The following is a 17578-nucleotide window of genomic DNA, read 5'->3' as shown; positions in this document are numbered from 1 at the left end:
AAAATAGGGAGACAACAACATGAGACAACTTAAAATCACCAAGCAGGTAACTAATCGTGAAACTGCATCGTTAGATAAATATCTACAAGAAATTGGAAAAGTTGACCTAATTACCGCTGATGAAGAGGTAGAATTAGCACAAAGAATAAAGGCTGGTGATCAAAGAGCTTTAGAAAAACTAACAAAAGCCAACCTACGTTTCGTAGTATCTGTGGCTAAACAATATCAAAATCAAGGATTAACTCTTCCTGACTTAATTAATGAAGGAAACTTAGGTTTAATTAAAGCGGCTCAACGTTTTGATGAAACTCGTGGTTTTAAATTCATTTCTTACGCTGTATGGTGGATTCGTCAATCGATTCTTCAAGCTTTAGCTGAACAATCTCGTATTGTACGTTTGCCATTAAATAAAATTGGTTCTATCAATAAAATCAACAAAATGTATGCGTTATTAGAGCAATCTAACGAGCGCCCGCCTTCTGCTGAGGAAATTGCAAAAGAACTTGACATGACTGTAAACGACGTAAAAGAGTCTATGAAAAACTCTGGCCGTCACCTATCTATGGATGCACCTCTTGTTGAAGGTGAAGATTCTAACCTTTATGACGTATTGCGTTCTGGTGAATCTCCAAATCCTGATAGAGAATTAATTCACGAATCTCTTCGTACTGAAATCGAACGTTCTTTAGAAACATTAACCCCAAGAGAGGCAGATGTTGTTCGTTTGTATTTTGGCCTTGGCGATCAACACCCAATGACTCTTGAAGAAATTGGTGAAACTTTCGACCTTACTCGTGAGCGTGTTCGTCAGATTAAAGAAAAAGCAATCCGTAGATTGAAACACACTTCTAGAAGTAAAATCCTTAAAACTTATTTAGGATAAAACAATATTTGTTTCAGGTTTAAAGTTTCAGGTTGCTTCGTGTAACTTGAAACATGAAACATGAAACCTTTGTAAAGCAAACAACAGTTTGATTGACTGTTCGTTTTTTGATTGATGATTGAAACTCCGGCTGATTACCGGAGTTTTTTATTTTTCTTTGTTTAATTTTTTTAACGCAAAGAGCGCTAAGATTTTTCGCAAAGTTCGCAAAGTTTTTTGTTTGAGATTATTCAAGAATAGAAAGTTCACAAAGCTTTGTGTTCTCTGTATACTTTTAAAATAAAGGTAAAACTTTGCGAACTTTGCGAAAATTCTCTGTGCACTTTGTTATAATTAATTTTTAAAAAAACTCTTTGCGAACTTTGCGTAAATCTTAGCGAACTTTGCGGTTAAACTTTATCTTTGCTAAAAACAACACACAATGAAAAATACATTTATTGCTCCTTCTGTTCTTGCAGCCGATTTTGGTAATTTACAGCGTGATGTCGAAATGATTAACAACAGTCAAGCTGATTGGTTCCATATCGATATTATGGATGGAGTTTTCGTTCCGAATATTTCTTTTGGAATGCCAGTTTTAGAAGCTATTTCAAAGCATGCAAAAAAATACATAGATGTGCATTTAATGATTATTGATCCAGATCGATACATTAAAACTTTTGCTAATTTAGGAGCAAATGGACTAACGGTACATTATGAAGCTTGTACACATTTACACAGAACACTTCAAGCAATAAAAGCAGAAGGAATGAAAGCTGGAGTAGCGATGAATCCGCACACAAATACTGACTTACTAGAAGACATTATAAACGATATTGATGTTGTTTGCATTATGAGTGTAAATCCTGGTTTTGGTGGACAATCATTCATCGAAAACACTTACGATAAAGTACGTAAACTAAAAGCTTTAATTACACGCAAAAATGCTTCAACATTAATTGAAATTGACGGTGGCGTGACCAGTAAAAACGCCAAACAACTGGTAGAAGCAGGCGCAGATATTTTAGTTGCTGGAAGCTTTGTTTTTAAAGCTGAAAACCCAACAGAAACAATTGCAGATTTAAAAGTCCTTACTACTTTTTAAATTTTTAAGATTTGGAAAAAAGTCAATTCCAGTCATTTTTTCTAAAGTTTCAATTGGAACAACAAAATCGTAAATAGATTTATCGCTTTCTTCGTTTGGAACTAAAAAAGCAACTGCTTTATGTTCTTTACCTGTTTTAGCTAAAATGATTTTATAGAAATATTTAGGAACAGCAACTTTTTCTGTTCCTATTTTTTTATCCGAATCTTTCGGAATTCCACCAGTAACAACATAAATATCATTGTATTTTCCTGCCCAATAACGTGTCTTCTGCTCTAGTCTATTCCAAATTCCAGCATTAAATTCTTTCTTTTGCGGAGAAATATTCGAAGTATAAAAAGTATCATTATAAGCATCTTTATTAAATTCCATGTCACCCGCAGGACAAAGATGCCCTTTATCATAACCTGATTTTTTATAGTTTCTCCAATCTGCAGAACCTGTTGTTACTTTTGGATCTTCTATAAAATAAGGTCTTTTATAATCGTGATTCTTTAGATATTCTTTTTTCAATTCGTAAGCAACCCATTCGGCTTGTTCAAACTTTTCATTATAAGATAAAGTATAATATTGATGTTTTACAACCTGATCTGTTGTCGAAGTAGGAAGATAGGCAATCGTATATAAAGAATCTGTGCTATTTGATTTTCCTGAGAATGAAACCGCTTTGGTATCAGTTATATTTTCTTTGTTTTCAACGTTCTCTTTTTTACAAGACAACAACGCAAAACTCATCAAAACCAGACTTAGAAAACCTTTCATAAACAATAATTTTAGCCGATAAACTTACAAAAAAAACGCTCCATAAATTCAAAATTTACAGAGCGTTTTTAAACAAATTAAATTCATTTAGAATTTAAGACTTCACTAGTTTATCCTTTTTCATTTTAGGATTAACTGTACTTTTTACAACACTTTTAGTTTGTAAATCATCTAATACATTTAAAGCTTCTTCTACATAAACATCTTTAGACAATGCTTGATGCCATGCTTCTCTTTTTTCTTTTAAAGTAGCATCATTTGCCATTTCAACTTGTTCATAAGGAAGAGATTCAAAAATTAAACTGTTTTTATAATCTAAAATTGGTTTATATTTTTTTCCTTCATTTTCTACTTGCTCTTGAGTTTCTTTAAAACTCTTAATGTTTAAGCTATATGTATTCTCTTTGTTTTTAACATCGATCCATTTAGCGTTATCATCAATCAATTTGAATTGAGCATTTTGAGCAATTCTGTTTTTACTGTTAATAATTGCTCTAGTAAAATTCTCATTAGAATTCCAAGTGCTGTAATCAGCTGGATCGATTTTATCCCAAGGCATTGCATTGTCAATATCTCTCTCACCCATTTTTAGATAAGCATAACGATCTGGCATAACAACATCACTATGAACCCCTTCTAATTGAGTAGAACCTCCATTGATTCTATAGAATTTTTGCCCTGTAATTTTCAATGCACCTAGATCTCCATAGTTTGCATTTCGTACAAACTGATTTAAATCTAACACATTTTGTACAGTTCCTTTACCGTAAGTTTGTTTGCTACCGATAATTACACCACGTTTGTAATCCTGAATTGCAGCTGCTAAAATCTCAGACGCAGAAGCAGAAAAACTGTTTACCATGATAACCAATGGACCATCCCATTCGATTTTCTTATCTTTATCGTATAAAACTTCTTTCTTTTTACCAGCAGATTTCACCTGAACAATCGGACCTTGTTCAATAAATAAACCTGCAATATCAACAACTGTAGAAAGAGATCCTCCACCATCATCACGAACGTCTAAAACAATACCGTTAATATTTTCTTGTTTCAATCTTTCTACTTCACGAGCAATATCTTTTCCTGCATCGCGTCCGTCTTTATTTTCAAAATCAATGTAAAATTTAGGAAGATAAATCACTCCATATTTTAAACCATTTTTCTCAACAATACTAGATTTAGCATACGTTTCTTCAATTTCAACAACATCTCTAATAATTGAAATTACTTTAATAGAACCGTCAACTTTTTTAACTGTCAATTTTACTTCAGTGCCTTTGTGACCTTTAATTTTCTTCACAACATCATCCAAACGCATTCCAACAACATCAACAGGCTCCTCATTTCCTTGAGCAACTTTCAAGATTAAATCTCCTGCTTCTAATTGTTTTCCTTTCCAAGCTGGACCTCCAGAAATTAATTCATCGATTTGAGTAAAATCATTTTTCTTAGTTAAACGAGCTCCAATACCTTCCAATTTACCACTGATATTTACATCAAAACGATCTTTTTCTTCTGGCGCAAAATAACTTGTATGCGGATCAAAACGAGCCATAATAGAATTCAAATACACTGAAAACCAATATTCTCTATTTAAATCTTTAATTACGCTGAAGTTATCATCTAAAGATTTTAATGAGCTTTCACGAGTTTCTTTTTCTAAAGTCTCAAAAGATTTTTCTTTGTAAGCAGGATCTTTTTTCTTCTTTTCTTCCTCGATTTTTTGTTTTGTTACCAAAGAAGAAAGAGTAGATAATTTAATTTGTTTTCTCCATCTTTCGTTGATTTCAGTTAGATTTTTAGCATACGGAATGTGCTCATAATCTGCATTAAAAGTCTCATCAACATTATAATTAAAAGGCTGAGCTAAAATCGTTTTGTAACGTTTTTTACTTTCTTCCATACGTTTCATTAACCTTGTATAAGTTAGGTTAAAGAAAGTAATATCTTTATTCAAGAATTGATCATCAAGCATTAATTCATATTGCTTAAACTCATCAATATCAGACTGTAGAAAAAATCTTTTTGATGGATCTAACGCATCAATATAATCTTTAAAAATACCTTTCGAAAATTCATCATTTATTTCTGCTGGGCTATAATGTCCTTTATCAATAACAAATGCTAATAATTCTAAAAGTGTCTTGTCTCTATTTGGATCTGGGTCGATTGTCCTATCGGCATTCATCTTAAATGCAAACAAGGTAAGCGATAAGCACAATACGGCTATGAGTATCTTATAATTTCTTTTCATAAACTTTATAATAGCATTCATCAATTTTTTTATCTAAGTTACGTTAAAAACCATGCCACGAGAGCTAACGTCACGATAATTTTTTGTTAAAGATATAAAAATGTTTAATTCGTAAAAAAGTTCTTTACCTTAGTTGACAAATTTTACAATATTTGTGACTTATCTTGAAAAATCTGTCACTACATTTGTTTTTAAAATCTTACAATTGTTAAAATTACACATAATATTTATAAAATGAAAGCTGAGAAACCGCTAATATTGGTAACTAACGATGATGGTATTTTGGCTCCTGGAATTAGAGCTCTTATTAGTGTCATGGAAACGATCGGCGATGTAATTGTCGTTGCTCCAGACAAACCTCAAAGCGCAATGGGCCACGCTATAACAGTCAATAACACTTTATTTATTGATAAAATCTCTAAAGACAATGACACAATTGCAGAATACAGCTGCTCTGGAACTCCAGTAGATTGTGTAAAACTGGCAGTAAACGAAATATTAAAACGTAAACCAGACCTTTGTGTTTCTGGCATTAACCATGGATCAAATTCGTCGATTAATGTCATTTATTCTGGAACAATGAGCGCTGCCGTTGAAGCAGGAATAGAAGGAATTCAAGCAATTGGTTTTTCTCTTTTAGATTTTGATTGGAATGCCGATTTTGAACCTATAAAGTCATTTGTCAAAAAAATCACCTTAGAAACTTTAGCCAATAAACTTCCGCCTGGAGTAGTTTTAAATGTGAACTTTCCAAAATTGAAGGAATCAGAAATTAAAGGAATTAAAGTTTGTCGTCAAGCGAAAGCCTATTATGCACAGAAATTTGACAAAAGACAAACTCCTTTCGGGAAAGATTATTACTGGCTTGCCGGAAAATTTGTAAACGAAGATAAAGGCGAAGACACTGATGAATGGGCTTTGGCAAACGGCTATATTTCTGTAGTTCCTGTTCAATTTGATTTGACTGCCCACCACTCTATTCAACAACTTAATACTTGGAAATTAAATGACTAAAGAAATACTAATCGGTTTTTTAATCGGAATTTTTACGGCGCTTTTAGGAAGTTACCTGTTTATCACTTTTTTCACAACATTCGATATTTCAGCAGGATTTCAAATGATCAGAGAGCAGGGATATATGGGAAAAATAATCACTCTTGGAACACTTTTAGATCTTGCCGTATTTGCTATTCTTTTAAAAAGAAATAAAGAATTAATGGCTCGAGGTGTAATTTTAGCAGTGATTGTACTGGCAATTTCTACATTAGTTATTTAAATCTTATCTTTGCTAAGTTACCGTTATTAAGGACTTACAACTTTAGCATATTTTCAAAAAAACCAACATGAAATATTACATCATTGCAGGAGAAGCCTCTGGAGATTTACATGGTTCCAATTTAATGAAAGCTTTATACGTTGAGGATCCTCAAGCAGAAATTAGATTTTGGGGCGGAGACTTAATGCAAAAAGTGGGCGGAACTCTAGTAAAACACTACCGAGATCTGGCTTTTATGGGCTTTATTGAAGTAGTTTTTAACTTAAAAACCATTTTAAACAACATTAAAATATGCAAAAAAGACATTACAGAATTTCAGCCTGATGTGATTATTTTTATTGATTATCCTGGTTTTAATATGCGAATTGCAAAGTGGGCAAAAGCATTAAACTATAAAACTCATTATTATATTTCTCCTCAAATTTGGGCTTGGAAAGAAAACAGAATTAATGCCATAAAGCAAGACGTCGATAAAATGTTTGTAATTCTACCTTTTGAAAAAGGATTTTATGAAGACAAACATCACTTCCCTGTAGATTTTGTTGGTCATCCGTTAATTGATGCGATCCAAAATCAGCCTGATTTTGACGAAGTTTTATTTAGAAAAGAAAATCATTTAGGAGAAAAACCAATCATTGCTGTTCTTCCAGGAAGCCGTAAACAGGAAATTACCAAAATGTTGAGCGTAATGCTAAGTGTTGTTGATGATTTTCAGGATTACGAATTTGTTATTGCTGGCGCACCAAGTCAAGATTACGAGTTTTATCAGCAATTTATAAAAAACAAAAACATAGCATTTGTTTCGAATAAAACTTACGATTTGCTTCGTTCATCAACAGCTGCTTTAGTTACTTCTGGAACAGCAACTCTCGAAACAGCACTCTTTAAAGTGCCTGAAGTAGTTTGCTATAAAGGAAGCGAAGTTTCCTATCAAATTGCAAAACGCATCATTACTTTAAAATACATTTCTCTTGTAAATCTAATTATGGATCAAGAAGTTGTAACCGAATTGATTCAAGGAGAATGCAATAAAAAGCGAATTAAAGAAGAGCTTCAAAAGTTATTAGATCCTGAATATCGCAATAACGTGCTTCAAAACTATGATATTTTGGAGCAAAAACTTGGAGGAGTTGGTGCAAGCAAAAACACTGCAAAACTTATTGTTGCAGATTTAAAACAAAATTAATTTTGAAAAAAATAATCATTTTTCTGCTTTTGACAGTTGCTTTTACTTCATGTAAATCGACTTCTTCGGTGGCAAACAAAAGCGAATCGAAAAAGGAAAACAGATCACTGGTTAATAATCTTGTAGAAAAAGCAACTGAAAATATTGGAGTTCGTTACAAAGCAGGCGGAACCACAAAAAGCGGATTTGATTGTTCTGGATTAGTTTATACTACTTTTGAAAGTGAAAATATAAAACTTCCTAGAAGTTCTTACGATCAAGCTAAAGTTGGAAAAGTGATTCCTTTAAATGATGCTAAAAAGGGCGATTTAATTTTCTTTAAAACCAATAAAAGCAGACAAATCAATCACGTCGGGTTAATTACAGAAGTTAATTCTGATGAAATAAAATTCGTTCACTCATCTACATCCAAAGGCGTAATCATTTCATCGACAAAAGAACCGTACTATAAAAGTTCGTTTGAACAGGTAAATAGAGTTATTCCTTAAATTATATTTTTTTATTATTTTTCTTACAAAATATTTAATACTTTTAAGCCATGAAAGTATTAGATTTTCCGTTAGTAAAAATTACAATCGCCTTTGTACTTGGCGTTATCGCTTCTTATTATTTGCATTTCTCTATTTCAACGATAATTTTTCCGTTGTCATTCTGCTTTATATTATTTTGTATAGCTTATTTCCTCAATTTAAAGCATTATAATAAATCTATTCTTTTCGGACTTTCTATTTATTTTTTATCCTTCTGTATTGGCGCGCTAACACTTCTGAGTCATACTGAAAACTTTCAGAAAAACCATTATTTTAATTGTAAAGTTGCTTTTGAAAAACCACAAATTGTTACTTTAATTTTAAGAGAAAAATTAAAAAGCAACGATTATGCTGATCGATATATTGGTCTAATAAAAACAATTTCTGGAAAGACTTATTCTGGAAAAATAATTGTAAACGTGCAAAAAGACAGTAGTAAAAATCATTTAATCATCGGAAATAATATTAAAGTCAAAAACACTTTACAGCGAAACAAATCAAGTAAAAACCCGAATCAATTTGATTACAGCAAATACTTAGCAGACAAACAGATTTATGCTCAAATCTATTGTCAGAAAAATGAAATTCTTGTAAATAAAACTATTCAAAAAGACATTTGGTATTACTGCGCCAAACTGCATTCACGAATAATTTCAAATCTCGAAAAATCAAAATTTAATACAGCTGAAATGAATGTTGCATTGGCACTAATTCTGGGTCAGCAGCAAGAAATTTCACAAGATATAATCCAAGATTATCAATATTCTGGAGCTACACATATTTTGTCTGTTTCGGGTCTCCATGTGGGCTTTATAATGCTTTTTATCACTTTTATCCTTAAACCGATTCCCAATACTAAGAAAGGATCTTTTTTTAAACTTGCTTCAATTCTAATATCCTTAGCAGGATTTGCCATTATTTCCGGTTTATCACCTTCTGTTCTAAGATCTGTAGTTATGTTTTCTTTTGTTGCAATTGGAAATCATTTACGCAGAAACGGCAATATCTATCACACTTTATTAGTTTCAATTTTATTAATATTGCTCTTCGAACCTTATTTTTTATTTGATGTTGGTTTTCAATTAAGCTACATAGCACTATTTTTTATTCTTTGGCTACAGCCAATTCTCAAAAACATTTACAAGCCAAAAAATAAATTAACGGTTTACATTTGGGAAGCATTGACAGTTTCTTTCGCGGCGCAAATTGGCACTTTGCCGCTATGTTTATATTATTTCCATCAATTTCCAGGCTTATTTTTCGTGACAAATATTATCATACTTCCTGTTTTATCGTTTATAATGATAGCCGGAATTGTGGTTATGATTATTGCAATTTTCACCAGTCCACCGCTTTTTATAACTATGATCTTTGAGAAAAGCATTTACCTCTTAAATCTGATGATTCACGCAGTTGCTTCGATCGATTCTTTTGTAATACGAGATATCAGCTTTAATTTTTATCATTTAATATCCATTTCATTCTTTATAATATTCTCTATTATTTGGATTAAAAAGCCAAACTACAACAGACTAGTATTTACGTTTGTCTCCATTATGACTGTTCAACTTGCTTTTATTTTAACTAAAATACAAGTCGAAAACGAAGAAGAATTGATTGTTTATAATGAGAAAAAAAATACACTCATTTCTGAACGTATCGGAAATAGCTTAACACTTTTTACCCGAGATACTATTTCTAATAAAAAAGAAAACAGTAGAAATGTGAATTCATACCTTGTAGGCAACTCAATTACTTTAAACAAGGTAAAAGGACTTAAAAATTTACTCTATTTTAAGAAATCAAGAATTTTAATTATTGACAGCACTAAACTTTATTCAAATAAAATAAAACCAGACATTTTAATTCTTACTCAAAATCCTAAAATCAATTTGGACAGATTATTAAACGACATACAGCCAAAAATTGTTATTGCCGATGGTTCTAATTCAAATGCAATTCAGAAAAGCTGGAAAAATAGCTGTTCTAAAAAAAATATCCCTTTTCATGCAACGAATGAAAAGGGATATTATAGATTATAATTTTATTCTGGATTTAAAATCGAATTTGATTCGGAGATCCAGGCTTTGACCCCTGAAGATACATAAGCAATGAGTCCTAATTTATTAAAATTAGTTTTCCCTTTTCTAACTGTAACTTCGGAAAAACACACTTGCGGAATTTCTTCAATGCCTAAAGCATTCTTTAACATTAAGTTTTGTTCCTTTGTTGCATCCGGAATTGAAGGATCGGATAAGTCCAATTTTACTAAAATAACATTTTTACGGGACCACTCTTCAAAATCACGAGTAGAAAAAATCTCATTTTGGAGTTGTGGACTAACGCCTTGACCAGTGAAAAAGATCAATAAGGGCATTCTTTTTTCTGCACTTACAGCAACAGCATCATTAATATCTGTTCTCCAAGTTACAGTTTGCGCATTGATAAAAAAAGGACTTAAAAATAGTAGTAGGATAAGTAGATTTTTAGGCATATAATTTTGGTTTTGGTTATGTTAATAAAGTCTAAAATAATACAAAAACAGCATCCGATGAACTTTTTAATCAATTAAAAACCAATATTTAAGCATTAAAATTAAATTGACAATAAATTGACGTTTTTTTAATAAATGTGAAATAAACACTAATTAAAATAATCAAATTTTCGATAGTGTTTAAAAAAAATCCCTTTCTATTAAAACAGAAAGGGATTAAAAAAATTAAAATAAAAGTCAAATGAAATCCTTAACTATTCTGCTGGATGCAAAATCGCGTTCGATTCTGCTATCCAAGCTTTTGCTCCGCCAGGTTTATAGGCAATTTTCCCTAAAGCACTGAACGTTGTTTTATTTTTTCTGATAGAAGCCATTGCGTAGCAAACTTCTGGAAGATCTTGAACTCCAAATGCATTTTTCAATTTTGCATTTTGTTCACGGTCACTATCTGAAGCATTCATGTCAGATAAATCTAATTTTACTAAGACCACGTTATCACGCGACCAAACAGCAAAATCAGGCGTTTTAAAGATTTCGTTTTGGAGATTTTCTGGTACACCTGAGGCAGTGAATAAAATCAACATTGGCTTTTTCTGTTCATTACTTATAGCAATAGCATCTGTCATGTTTGTTCTCCATGCTAAATTTTGTGCTTGCATCATAAATGAACCTAAAAAAAACAGTAGGATAAGTAATTTTTTAGACATATAAATTTGGTTTTGGTTAGATTAGCAAGACGAAATTAACATTATATTTTAATTATCCAATTTTTATTGACACAAAAAATACATTATGTGTTTTTTTATCTATAATAAAATACAAAATACGCAAACAGCCCAGTAAAACCAAAGAAATTTTCTTACTAAACAACAAAAAAGCCTCTTACGAATTGTAAGAGGCTTTTTTTATTTTTATTTTTATTTAAATTCTAAACTTATGATTTCTTCGGATGAACTATTCCTTCTGCAACAGTCAACCAAGCAGATGGTCCGCCTGCAACATATCCTGTTTTACCTAGACCTTTAAAATTAACTCTTCCATCTTTAGTTTCTGCACTTGTGAAGAAAATAGTTGGAAATCCTTGAATTGCAAAAGCTTGCTGCAATTCGTTATTCTGACTTTTAAGTTCTGGAGTTTGAGGAACAGATCTTGGATAATCTAATTCTACTAAAACTACATTATCTGTTGCCCATTTTTTAAACTCAGCAGTTTTTAAAACTTCATTTTGCAAACGAATACACCAACCACACCAATCGCTTCCTGTAAAGAACATTAACATCGGTTTTTGTTCTTTATTACTTACAGCAATCGCTTCTCTTACATCTGTGTACCATTTTAATTCTTGCGCTTGAAGATTAGCTGCGCCAATTAAAAATAAAGTAATAAGTACTATTTTTTTCATAATGAGAAATTTTCCACAAATTTATGCAAAAACTGATTACAATCTAATTATTTAACTTCTTGCATTAATTTTTTAATTACAGGCGAAAGCGTAATTAAAATAACTCCTGCTACAAGAGAATAAATAGCAAGTTGGTAGTAACCTTCTGTATAAGATTGTAATTTAGACAATAAAGTAACCCCAGTATTTGATCTTGAAATTTCAGCTCCTAGCTTTCCAGCAAACAATTGCCCGAATGCTGCAGCTAAGAACCACAATCCCATCATCATTCCAAATAATCTTTTTGGAGATAATTTTGTAATAATAGACATCCCGATTGGTCCTAAACAAAGCTCACCAATTGTTGTTACTAGATATGCAAATGTAAACACATTTAGAGAAGCAATTCCTTTGGCATTAGCAAAAAATCTAGTCAAATAGAAAATGTAAAATGAAGCTGCTAAAAACAAAAATCCAATTCCGAATTTGATCAATGTATTTGGCTCAATTTTTCTTTTTCCCATCCAAATCCATAATAAACCAATCAGTGGACTTAATACAACAACAAAGAAAGTATTAGAACTGTTGTTAATTATATTTGGATCGATTGTAAAAAACAGTAATTTGCTATCTAAATTATCTTTAGCAAAAAGAGATAAAGATCCTCCACTCTGCTCGTAAATTGCGTTAAACAATAAATAGAAAAAGACAAATAAGAAAGCTGCAAAAAGTTTCTTCTGAAGCTTAATGTCTCCTAATTTTATTAATTCATACGAAAAATACGTAACTGCAATTATACCAATCGTATACATGAAGTAATCTGTATAGTCAGTATTTTTAACCATTATGAAGATAAACGGAATACTTAAAAGTGAAAGGACATATACCGCAATTTCACGGATTTTTCTTGTAGATGGTTTTAAATCTAATAATGGAGAATCTCCAATTGGACCCAAATATTTTTTAGTAAACAAGAATGTGATCAATCCCAAAAGCATTACCAAAGCTGCCGATAAAAAGCACAATTGCCATGAATAATATTTTCCTAAATAAACACATAAAGCGCCTCCAAAAAGACCTCCAACATTGATTCCCGCGTAAAACATTCCGTAACCCGCATCTCTTCTTCCATCATCTTCCTTGTACAACTCTCCAACCATTGATGAAACGTTTGGCTTAAAAAAACCTGTTCCAATAATAGAGAAAGCAATTCCGTAGTAAAACATTTCCTGTGGAGAAAAAGCAATCAAAAGATTTCCAAGAATCATGACGATTGCTCCGAAAAATAATGATTTTTTAAATCCTAAAACTTTATCAGCAAAAATACCTCCGACAAAAGTAAAAGCATATACAAAAGCCTGAATAGCTCCGTATTGCAAATTGGCATGTTCGTCTTTTAAGAAAAGCTGATCTACCATGAAAATTGTAAGAACACCACGCATTCCGTAGAAACAGAAACGCTCCCACATTTCAACAAAAAACAAGTACCACAATTGTTTTGGGTACTTGCCTTCGAAATTTTGAATTTCCTCTAGAGTAATTTTGTTTTCCATATTATCTAACACCGTGCATCATTCTCTTCAACAATGGAGTTAATGCAAACAATACAATTGCCGCAATACCTGTAAGTACAACAAACACCATAAAGAATTCGTAAAGATTGTGAATAACAAATCCTGCAAAATTTGGATATGATACAGTAATAACTTGTTTGTCTTTAATAAGATCTAATTCTTGTACAGTAAAAGTCGTATCCTTTGCCACGAATTTATTCACAAACTCTGTGTTATTTCTTTTAGCAAAATCTTTTTGATTTTTTAATTCAGCAATATTTTCAATTTTCTTTTCAATATCTAAATTAAATTCTTTTGCTTTTTCTTTGTCTATTTTTGCAATTTGAAGTTTTGCTAATGTAAATAACTCAGCTCCATTTGCAACAGTTTTATTATCTAACAAAGACTGTAAGTCAATATTTGCTTTTTCTGCAGCGATATACTTATCACCAGTTGGAGGCAAAATCGATCCTAATGTTCCTCCTAATGCGTAACCAGATGCATTTGATAAGAAGAAAACACCAAACAGTAATGAAGCAAAACGTTTTGGAGATAGTTTTCCAACTAAAGACAATCCAATTGGAGATAAACACAATTCAGCACATGTATTTAAGAAATATAATAAAATAAGCCATTTTACCAATAATAATCCAGATGTCCCTAAACCAGCAACTTGATTTGCAATCATGAAAAAACTTACTGTAATAACAACAAGCCCAACAGCTAATTTCACAGGAGAAATAGGTTCTTTATCTCTAGCTCTTAAGTAATCCCATAACATACTGAAAGGAACTGCAAGTGCTACAACAAATAAACCATTAAAAATTTGAACCATTGAAGGCGGCATTTGCCAACCAAAGAAATTCCTATCCGTTTGGTTATCTGCAATAAAAGTCAACGAAGAACCTGCCTGCTCAAATGCAGCCCAGAAGAAAATAATAAAGAATGAAACAATGTAAATCACAAAGATTCTATCACGTTCTACTTTTGTCAAAGATTTATCAGAAATAATCAATCCTGCTAAAGCTAAGCCACTTGAATAAATTAAAGTGTAAATTAAATTCTGCCCTACTACATAATGAAAAAAGAATCCTAAAGCGATAAATGCAAGACCAGCAATCACTAAAGCTTTAGTAGAAAAATTAGCTTTTTGCGCCTCACCTTCTTCAAAATCTTCAGCTACATTTTTAGAAGGCAACCCCCCTAATGGTCTTCCTTCTGGAGAAACTACATATTTATTTTTTAAGAAATAAAATAAAATTGTTCCTAAAAGCATCGCAATAGCCGCAGCCAAGAATCCCCATTTGAAAGCGTGTACATCCCTAATACCACCAGCATCTTTTACATCTCCTAACAGAGGACAAATTGACTGACCTAAGAAAGCACCAATATTGATACCCATGTAAAAAATAGTAAAAGCAGTATCTAATTTTGTTTTTTCTTGTTTAGGATACAAACTTCCAACCATACTTGAAATGTTTGGTTTGAAAAATCCATTACCAAAAACAATAGAACCTAAACCACAATACATAACTGTTTTGGCAAAAGGAACATTACCTTCAAAAATACTTCCGCTTGTAAACAAAAGCAACTGACCAATTGCCATTAGCAATCCTCCTAACAAGATACAATTTCTATTTCCAAAATACCTGTCAGCAATAAAACCACCTAACATTGGCGTTAAATAACAAAGTCCAAGGAAACCTCCATAAATTAGAGAAGCTTCTTCTTCTTTCATTAATAATGAATTCACAAGAAATAAAGTCAATAAAGCCCGCATTCCATAAAAATTGAACCGCTCCCACATCTCCGTTCCAAACAATACCCAAAGCCCTTTTGGATGTGCAGTTTTTACTTGAGTTTCTCCCATATTATTCGCTTATTTAATTAAGTATAAAAGATTTAGATTATAGATTTTCTTTGATGAAATTAGTCATTTTATTGTATAGCTGAACTCTAGTTTTTCCGCCATAAATACCATGATTTTTATCTGGATAAATTTGAGAATCAAATTGCTTATTTGCCTGGATTAAAGCTTCCATCATTTGCATCGAATTCTGAACGTGAACGTTATCATCAGCAGAACCATGAATCAATAAAAATTTACCTTTCAGTTTATCAACGTGATTGATTGGTGAGTTTTGATCGTATCCGCTAGCATTTTCTTGCGGAGTCTGCATGTATCTTTCTGTGTAAACACTATCATAAAAACGCCAGTTTGTTACTGGAGCTACCGCAATTGCCATTTTGAAAACATCATTTCCTTGGAAAATACAGTTTGATGCCATAAAACCTCCAAAGCTCCATCCGAAAATTCCAATTCTAGAAGGATCAACATAAGTATAAGAACCAATTACTTTAGCAGCATCGATTTGATCTTCTACCTCATATTTTCCTAATTCTTTTTGAGTTACTTTTTTGAAATCTGCTCCTTTAAAACCAGTTCCTCTTCCGTCAACGCAAGCTACGATATAACCTTGCTGAGTAAGAGATACAAACCAATAATCATCAGAATTGTTCCAATCGTTATTTACTTGCTGAGATCCTGGACCAGAATATTGATACATTAAAACTGGATATTTTTTTGATGGATCAAAATCTTTTGGCTTTAAAATCCATGCATTTAATTCGTTTCCTTTTGCAGTTTTTAAAACAAAAAATTCTTTTGCAGGAAGGTTATAATCTTTCAATTTATCAGCAAGAGCTTGATTGTTTTCGATAACCTGAATTTCTTTTCCTGTTTTTGACTCATTTAAAGTATAAGTCGTAGGCACTAAATTACTTGAGAAAGTTGTAATGAAATATTCGAAGTTAGGGCTGAAAGTTGCAGCACTTGTTCCTGTTTTTTTAGATAAACGTAATTTGTTTTTTCCGTCTAAGCCAATTCTGTAAAGATCTCTATTAATTGAACCATTTTCTGTAGATTGGAAGAAAATAGTTTTTGTTTTTTCGTCGAAACCGTAGTAATTGGTTACTTCCCAGTTTCCTTTTGTAACTTGATTTTTAAGTTTTCCTGTTTTGTCATATAAATAGATATGATTAAAACCATCTTTTTCGCTTGTCCAGATAAAACTGTTGTCTTTTAAGAAAGTTAAATTATCTGTTACATCAACGTAAGCTTTATCTTTTTCATTTAAAACTACTTTTGCAGCGGCAGTATTTCCATCAACAAACAATAAATCTAAATTATCTTGATGGCGATTTAAAACTTGAGCAGAAAGAACATTCGCATCATTTGTCCATTGTAAACGAGCAATGTAGAAATCATTATAATTACCTAAATCAACTTTTTTTGTTGCTCCAGCAGCAACATCATATATATGTAATGAAACTTCAGAGTTTTTCTCTCCTGCTTTAGGATATTTAAAAGTTTCAATTGTTGGATACAAATCTTTCTGAAATATTGACATTGAAAACTCAGGAACCTGACTTTCGTCAAAACGAATATAAGCTACTTTTTTACTGTCTTTGCTCCAGTCAAAAGCACGAACAAAAGCAAATTCTTCTTCATAAACCCAATCCGTAATACCATTTATAACAGCATTCTTTTTACCATCTGTTGTAATTGCCACAGCTTTTTTAGAAGCTACATCGTAAACATATAGGTTATTTTGTTTTGCGTAAGCTATTTTTGTTCCGTCAGGCGAAAAAGTTGGTTCTTGAATTTGAGAATCCACCAATTTTGTCAAAGTTTTTCCTGCGATATCATAAACAAAATAATCAGCAGTGAAAGAATGACGGAAAATTTTATTTGAATTACAAGCAATTAGCATCTTTTTTTCAGAAGCATCAAAAGTATAACCATCAATTCCGCTTGCAAGTGCTGCAAAGTTTTTTGTATCAATTAAATTCGAAACTTTCTTTAAAGTTGCAAAATCATACAAATCGACCTGCACACTTCTGCTTGCCTGATCAACATTTAAAACAGTATATTGATTCGTATTTTTTAAGGATTGCATCTGGTCCATCCCTTTTGCTCGAAATGTTCCGCCGTAAATATTGTCGATAGTGATTTTTTGTTGACCAAAAACGGTCGCGACTAGAAATAAAAGTATTACAGTAATTCTACTTGTACTCATTACAATTAATTTAAATATAAAAAAGAGCCCAATTTTAGTAAAAAAAATAAACATAATACACATTTTAAGTGTTAAATGTTAAAAAAAATAACG

Annotated in this window: 15 protein-coding genes; 7 read left to right on the top strand and 8 right to left on the bottom strand. The window is 31.7% G+C overall.

The window, feature by feature from the left end; translation table 11 throughout:
- Window positions 1-19 precede the first annotated feature (19 nt).
- Entirely contained in the window at window positions 20-883 is an 864-nt protein-coding gene (locus OD917_RS13990; protein WP_007804760.1) for an RNA polymerase sigma factor RpoD/SigA, read from the top strand.
- Between the two features lie 421 nt (window positions 884-1304).
- Window positions 1305-1967, top strand: coding sequence for a ribulose-phosphate 3-epimerase (gene rpe, locus OD917_RS13985; protein ID WP_263524075.1), 663 nt, complete (start codon window positions 1305-1307; stop codon window positions 1965-1967).
- Here the strand turns inward: rpe and OD917_RS13980 are convergent.
- Entirely contained in the window at window positions 1944-2729 is a 786-nt protein-coding gene (locus OD917_RS13980; RefSeq protein WP_263524074.1) for a DNA/RNA non-specific endonuclease, read from the bottom strand. The two genes, rpe and OD917_RS13980, sit on opposite strands and share 24 nt — an antisense overlap.
- Before the next feature lie 94 nt (window positions 2730-2823).
- Window positions 2824-5007, bottom strand: coding sequence for a carboxy terminal-processing peptidase (locus OD917_RS13975; RefSeq protein WP_111288356.1), 2184 nt, complete (start codon window positions 5005-5007; stop codon window positions 2824-2826).
- Window positions 5008-5220: 213 nt separating this feature from the next.
- Between OD917_RS13975 and surE the strand changes: the two genes are divergently transcribed.
- The 5 genes from surE to OD917_RS13950 all read left to right on the top strand — a co-directional run bounded on the left by surE (window position 5221) and on the right by OD917_RS13950 (window position 10020).
- Window positions 5221-6000: a 5'/3'-nucleotidase SurE gene (surE, locus tag OD917_RS13970; RefSeq protein WP_263524073.1), complete on the top strand. Its 780-nt coding sequence runs from the start codon at window positions 5221-5223 to the stop codon at window positions 5998-6000.
- On the top strand, window positions 5993-6262 hold the full coding sequence (locus tag OD917_RS13965) for a hypothetical protein (protein WP_263524072.1): 270 nt from the start codon (window positions 5993-5995) through the stop codon (window positions 6260-6262). The genes surE and OD917_RS13965 overlap by 8 nt, the downstream gene beginning before the upstream one ends.
- 67 nt (window positions 6263-6329) lie before the next feature.
- Window positions 6330-7448, top strand: a complete 1119-nt coding sequence (gene lpxB, locus OD917_RS13960) for a lipid-A-disaccharide synthase (RefSeq protein ID WP_263524071.1) — start codon at window positions 6330-6332, stop codon at window positions 7446-7448.
- A gap of 2 nt (window positions 7449-7450) precedes the next feature.
- Complete coding sequence (locus OD917_RS13955) at window positions 7451-7936, top strand: C40 family peptidase (protein ID WP_263524070.1); 486 nt, start codon at window positions 7451-7453, stop codon at window positions 7934-7936.
- A gap of 50 nt (window positions 7937-7986) precedes the next feature.
- Window positions 7987-10020 carry a ComEC/Rec2 family competence protein gene (locus tag OD917_RS13950; RefSeq protein WP_263524069.1) on the top strand — a complete coding sequence of 678 codons (2034 nt, stop codon included), beginning with the start codon at window positions 7987-7989 and terminating at the stop codon, window positions 10018-10020.
- A 2-nt stretch (window positions 10021-10022) separates the two neighbouring features.
- Here the strand turns inward: OD917_RS13950 and OD917_RS13945 are convergent, their stop codons facing one another.
- The 6 genes from OD917_RS13945 to OD917_RS13920 form a co-directional block, all read right to left on the bottom strand.
- The gene (locus OD917_RS13945; RefSeq protein ID WP_263524068.1) at window positions 10023-10472 is read right to left on the bottom strand and encodes a thioredoxin family protein; all 450 of its coding nucleotides are present in this window, start codon (window positions 10470-10472) and stop codon (window positions 10023-10025) included.
- 254 nt (window positions 10473-10726) lie between these two features.
- Entirely contained in the window at window positions 10727-11179 is a 453-nt protein-coding gene (locus OD917_RS13940) for a thioredoxin family protein (protein ID WP_263524067.1), read from the bottom strand.
- Window positions 11180-11406: 227 nt separating this feature from the next.
- Window positions 11407-11874: a thioredoxin family protein gene (locus tag OD917_RS13935; protein WP_263524066.1), complete on the bottom strand. Its 468-nt coding sequence runs from the start codon at window positions 11872-11874 to the stop codon at window positions 11407-11409.
- Window positions 11875-11921: 47 nt separating this feature from the next.
- The gene (locus OD917_RS13930) at window positions 11922-13406 is read right to left on the bottom strand and encodes a peptide MFS transporter (protein WP_263524065.1); all 1485 of its coding nucleotides are present in this window, start codon (window positions 13404-13406) and stop codon (window positions 11922-11924) included.
- A 1-nt stretch (window position 13407) separates the two neighbouring features.
- A complete protein-coding gene (locus OD917_RS13925) occupies window positions 13408-15276 on the bottom strand; it encodes a peptide MFS transporter (protein WP_263524064.1) in 1869 nt (622 codons plus the stop codon).
- Window positions 15277-15313: 37 nt separating this feature from the next.
- Window positions 15314-17485 (bottom strand): S9 family peptidase, encoded by a 2172-nt coding sequence (locus tag OD917_RS13920; RefSeq protein WP_263524063.1) that lies wholly within the window; start codon window positions 17483-17485, stop codon window positions 15314-15316.
- Window positions 17486-17578 lie beyond the last annotated feature (93 nt).

This window comes from Flavobacterium sp. SH_e, assembly GCF_025717045.1.
Taxonomy (GTDB): domain Bacteria; phylum Bacteroidota; class Bacteroidia; order Flavobacteriales; family Flavobacteriaceae; genus Flavobacterium.
Note: the sequence above shows the minus strand (reverse complement) of the source record. Positions and strands in the feature narration are given on the sequence as shown.

Excerpts from the sequence above, each read along its gene's own strand:
- OD917_RS13990 (WP_007804760.1), top strand. The coding sequence starts at position 20 with ATGAGACAACTTAAAATCACCAAGCAGGTAACTAATCGTGAAACTGCA.
- rpe (WP_263524075.1), top strand. The coding sequence starts at position 1,305 with ATGAAAAATACATTTATTGCTCCTTCTGTTCTTGCAGCCGATTTTGGT.
- OD917_RS13980 (WP_263524074.1), bottom strand. The coding sequence starts at position 2,729 with ATGAAAGGTTTTCTAAGTCTGGTTTTGATGAGTTTTGCGTTGTTGTCT.
- OD917_RS13975 (WP_111288356.1), bottom strand. The coding sequence starts at position 5,007 with ATGAATGCTATTATAAAGTTTATGAAAAGAAATTATAAGATACTCATA.
- surE (WP_263524073.1), top strand. The coding sequence starts at position 5,221 with ATGAAAGCTGAGAAACCGCTAATATTGGTAACTAACGATGATGGTATT.
- OD917_RS13965 (WP_263524072.1), top strand. The coding sequence starts at position 5,993 with ATGACTAAAGAAATACTAATCGGTTTTTTAATCGGAATTTTTACGGCG.
- lpxB (WP_263524071.1), top strand. The coding sequence starts at position 6,330 with ATGAAATATTACATCATTGCAGGAGAAGCCTCTGGAGATTTACATGGT.
- OD917_RS13950 (WP_263524069.1), top strand. The coding sequence starts at position 7,987 with ATGAAAGTATTAGATTTTCCGTTAGTAAAAATTACAATCGCCTTTGTA.
- OD917_RS13945 (WP_263524068.1), bottom strand. The coding sequence starts at position 10,472 with ATGCCTAAAAATCTACTTATCCTACTACTATTTTTAAGTCCTTTTTTT.
- OD917_RS13940 (WP_263524067.1), bottom strand. The coding sequence starts at position 11,179 with ATGTCTAAAAAATTACTTATCCTACTGTTTTTTTTAGGTTCATTTATG.
- OD917_RS13935 (WP_263524066.1), bottom strand. The coding sequence starts at position 11,874 with ATGAAAAAAATAGTACTTATTACTTTATTTTTAATTGGCGCAGCTAAT.
- OD917_RS13930 (WP_263524065.1), bottom strand. The coding sequence starts at position 13,406 with ATGGAAAACAAAATTACTCTAGAGGAAATTCAAAATTTCGAAGGCAAG.
- OD917_RS13925 (WP_263524064.1), bottom strand. The coding sequence starts at position 15,276 with ATGGGAGAAACTCAAGTAAAAACTGCACATCCAAAAGGGCTTTGGGTA.
- OD917_RS13920 (WP_263524063.1), bottom strand. The coding sequence starts at position 17,485 with ATGAGTACAAGTAGAATTACTGTAATACTTTTATTTCTAGTCGCGACC.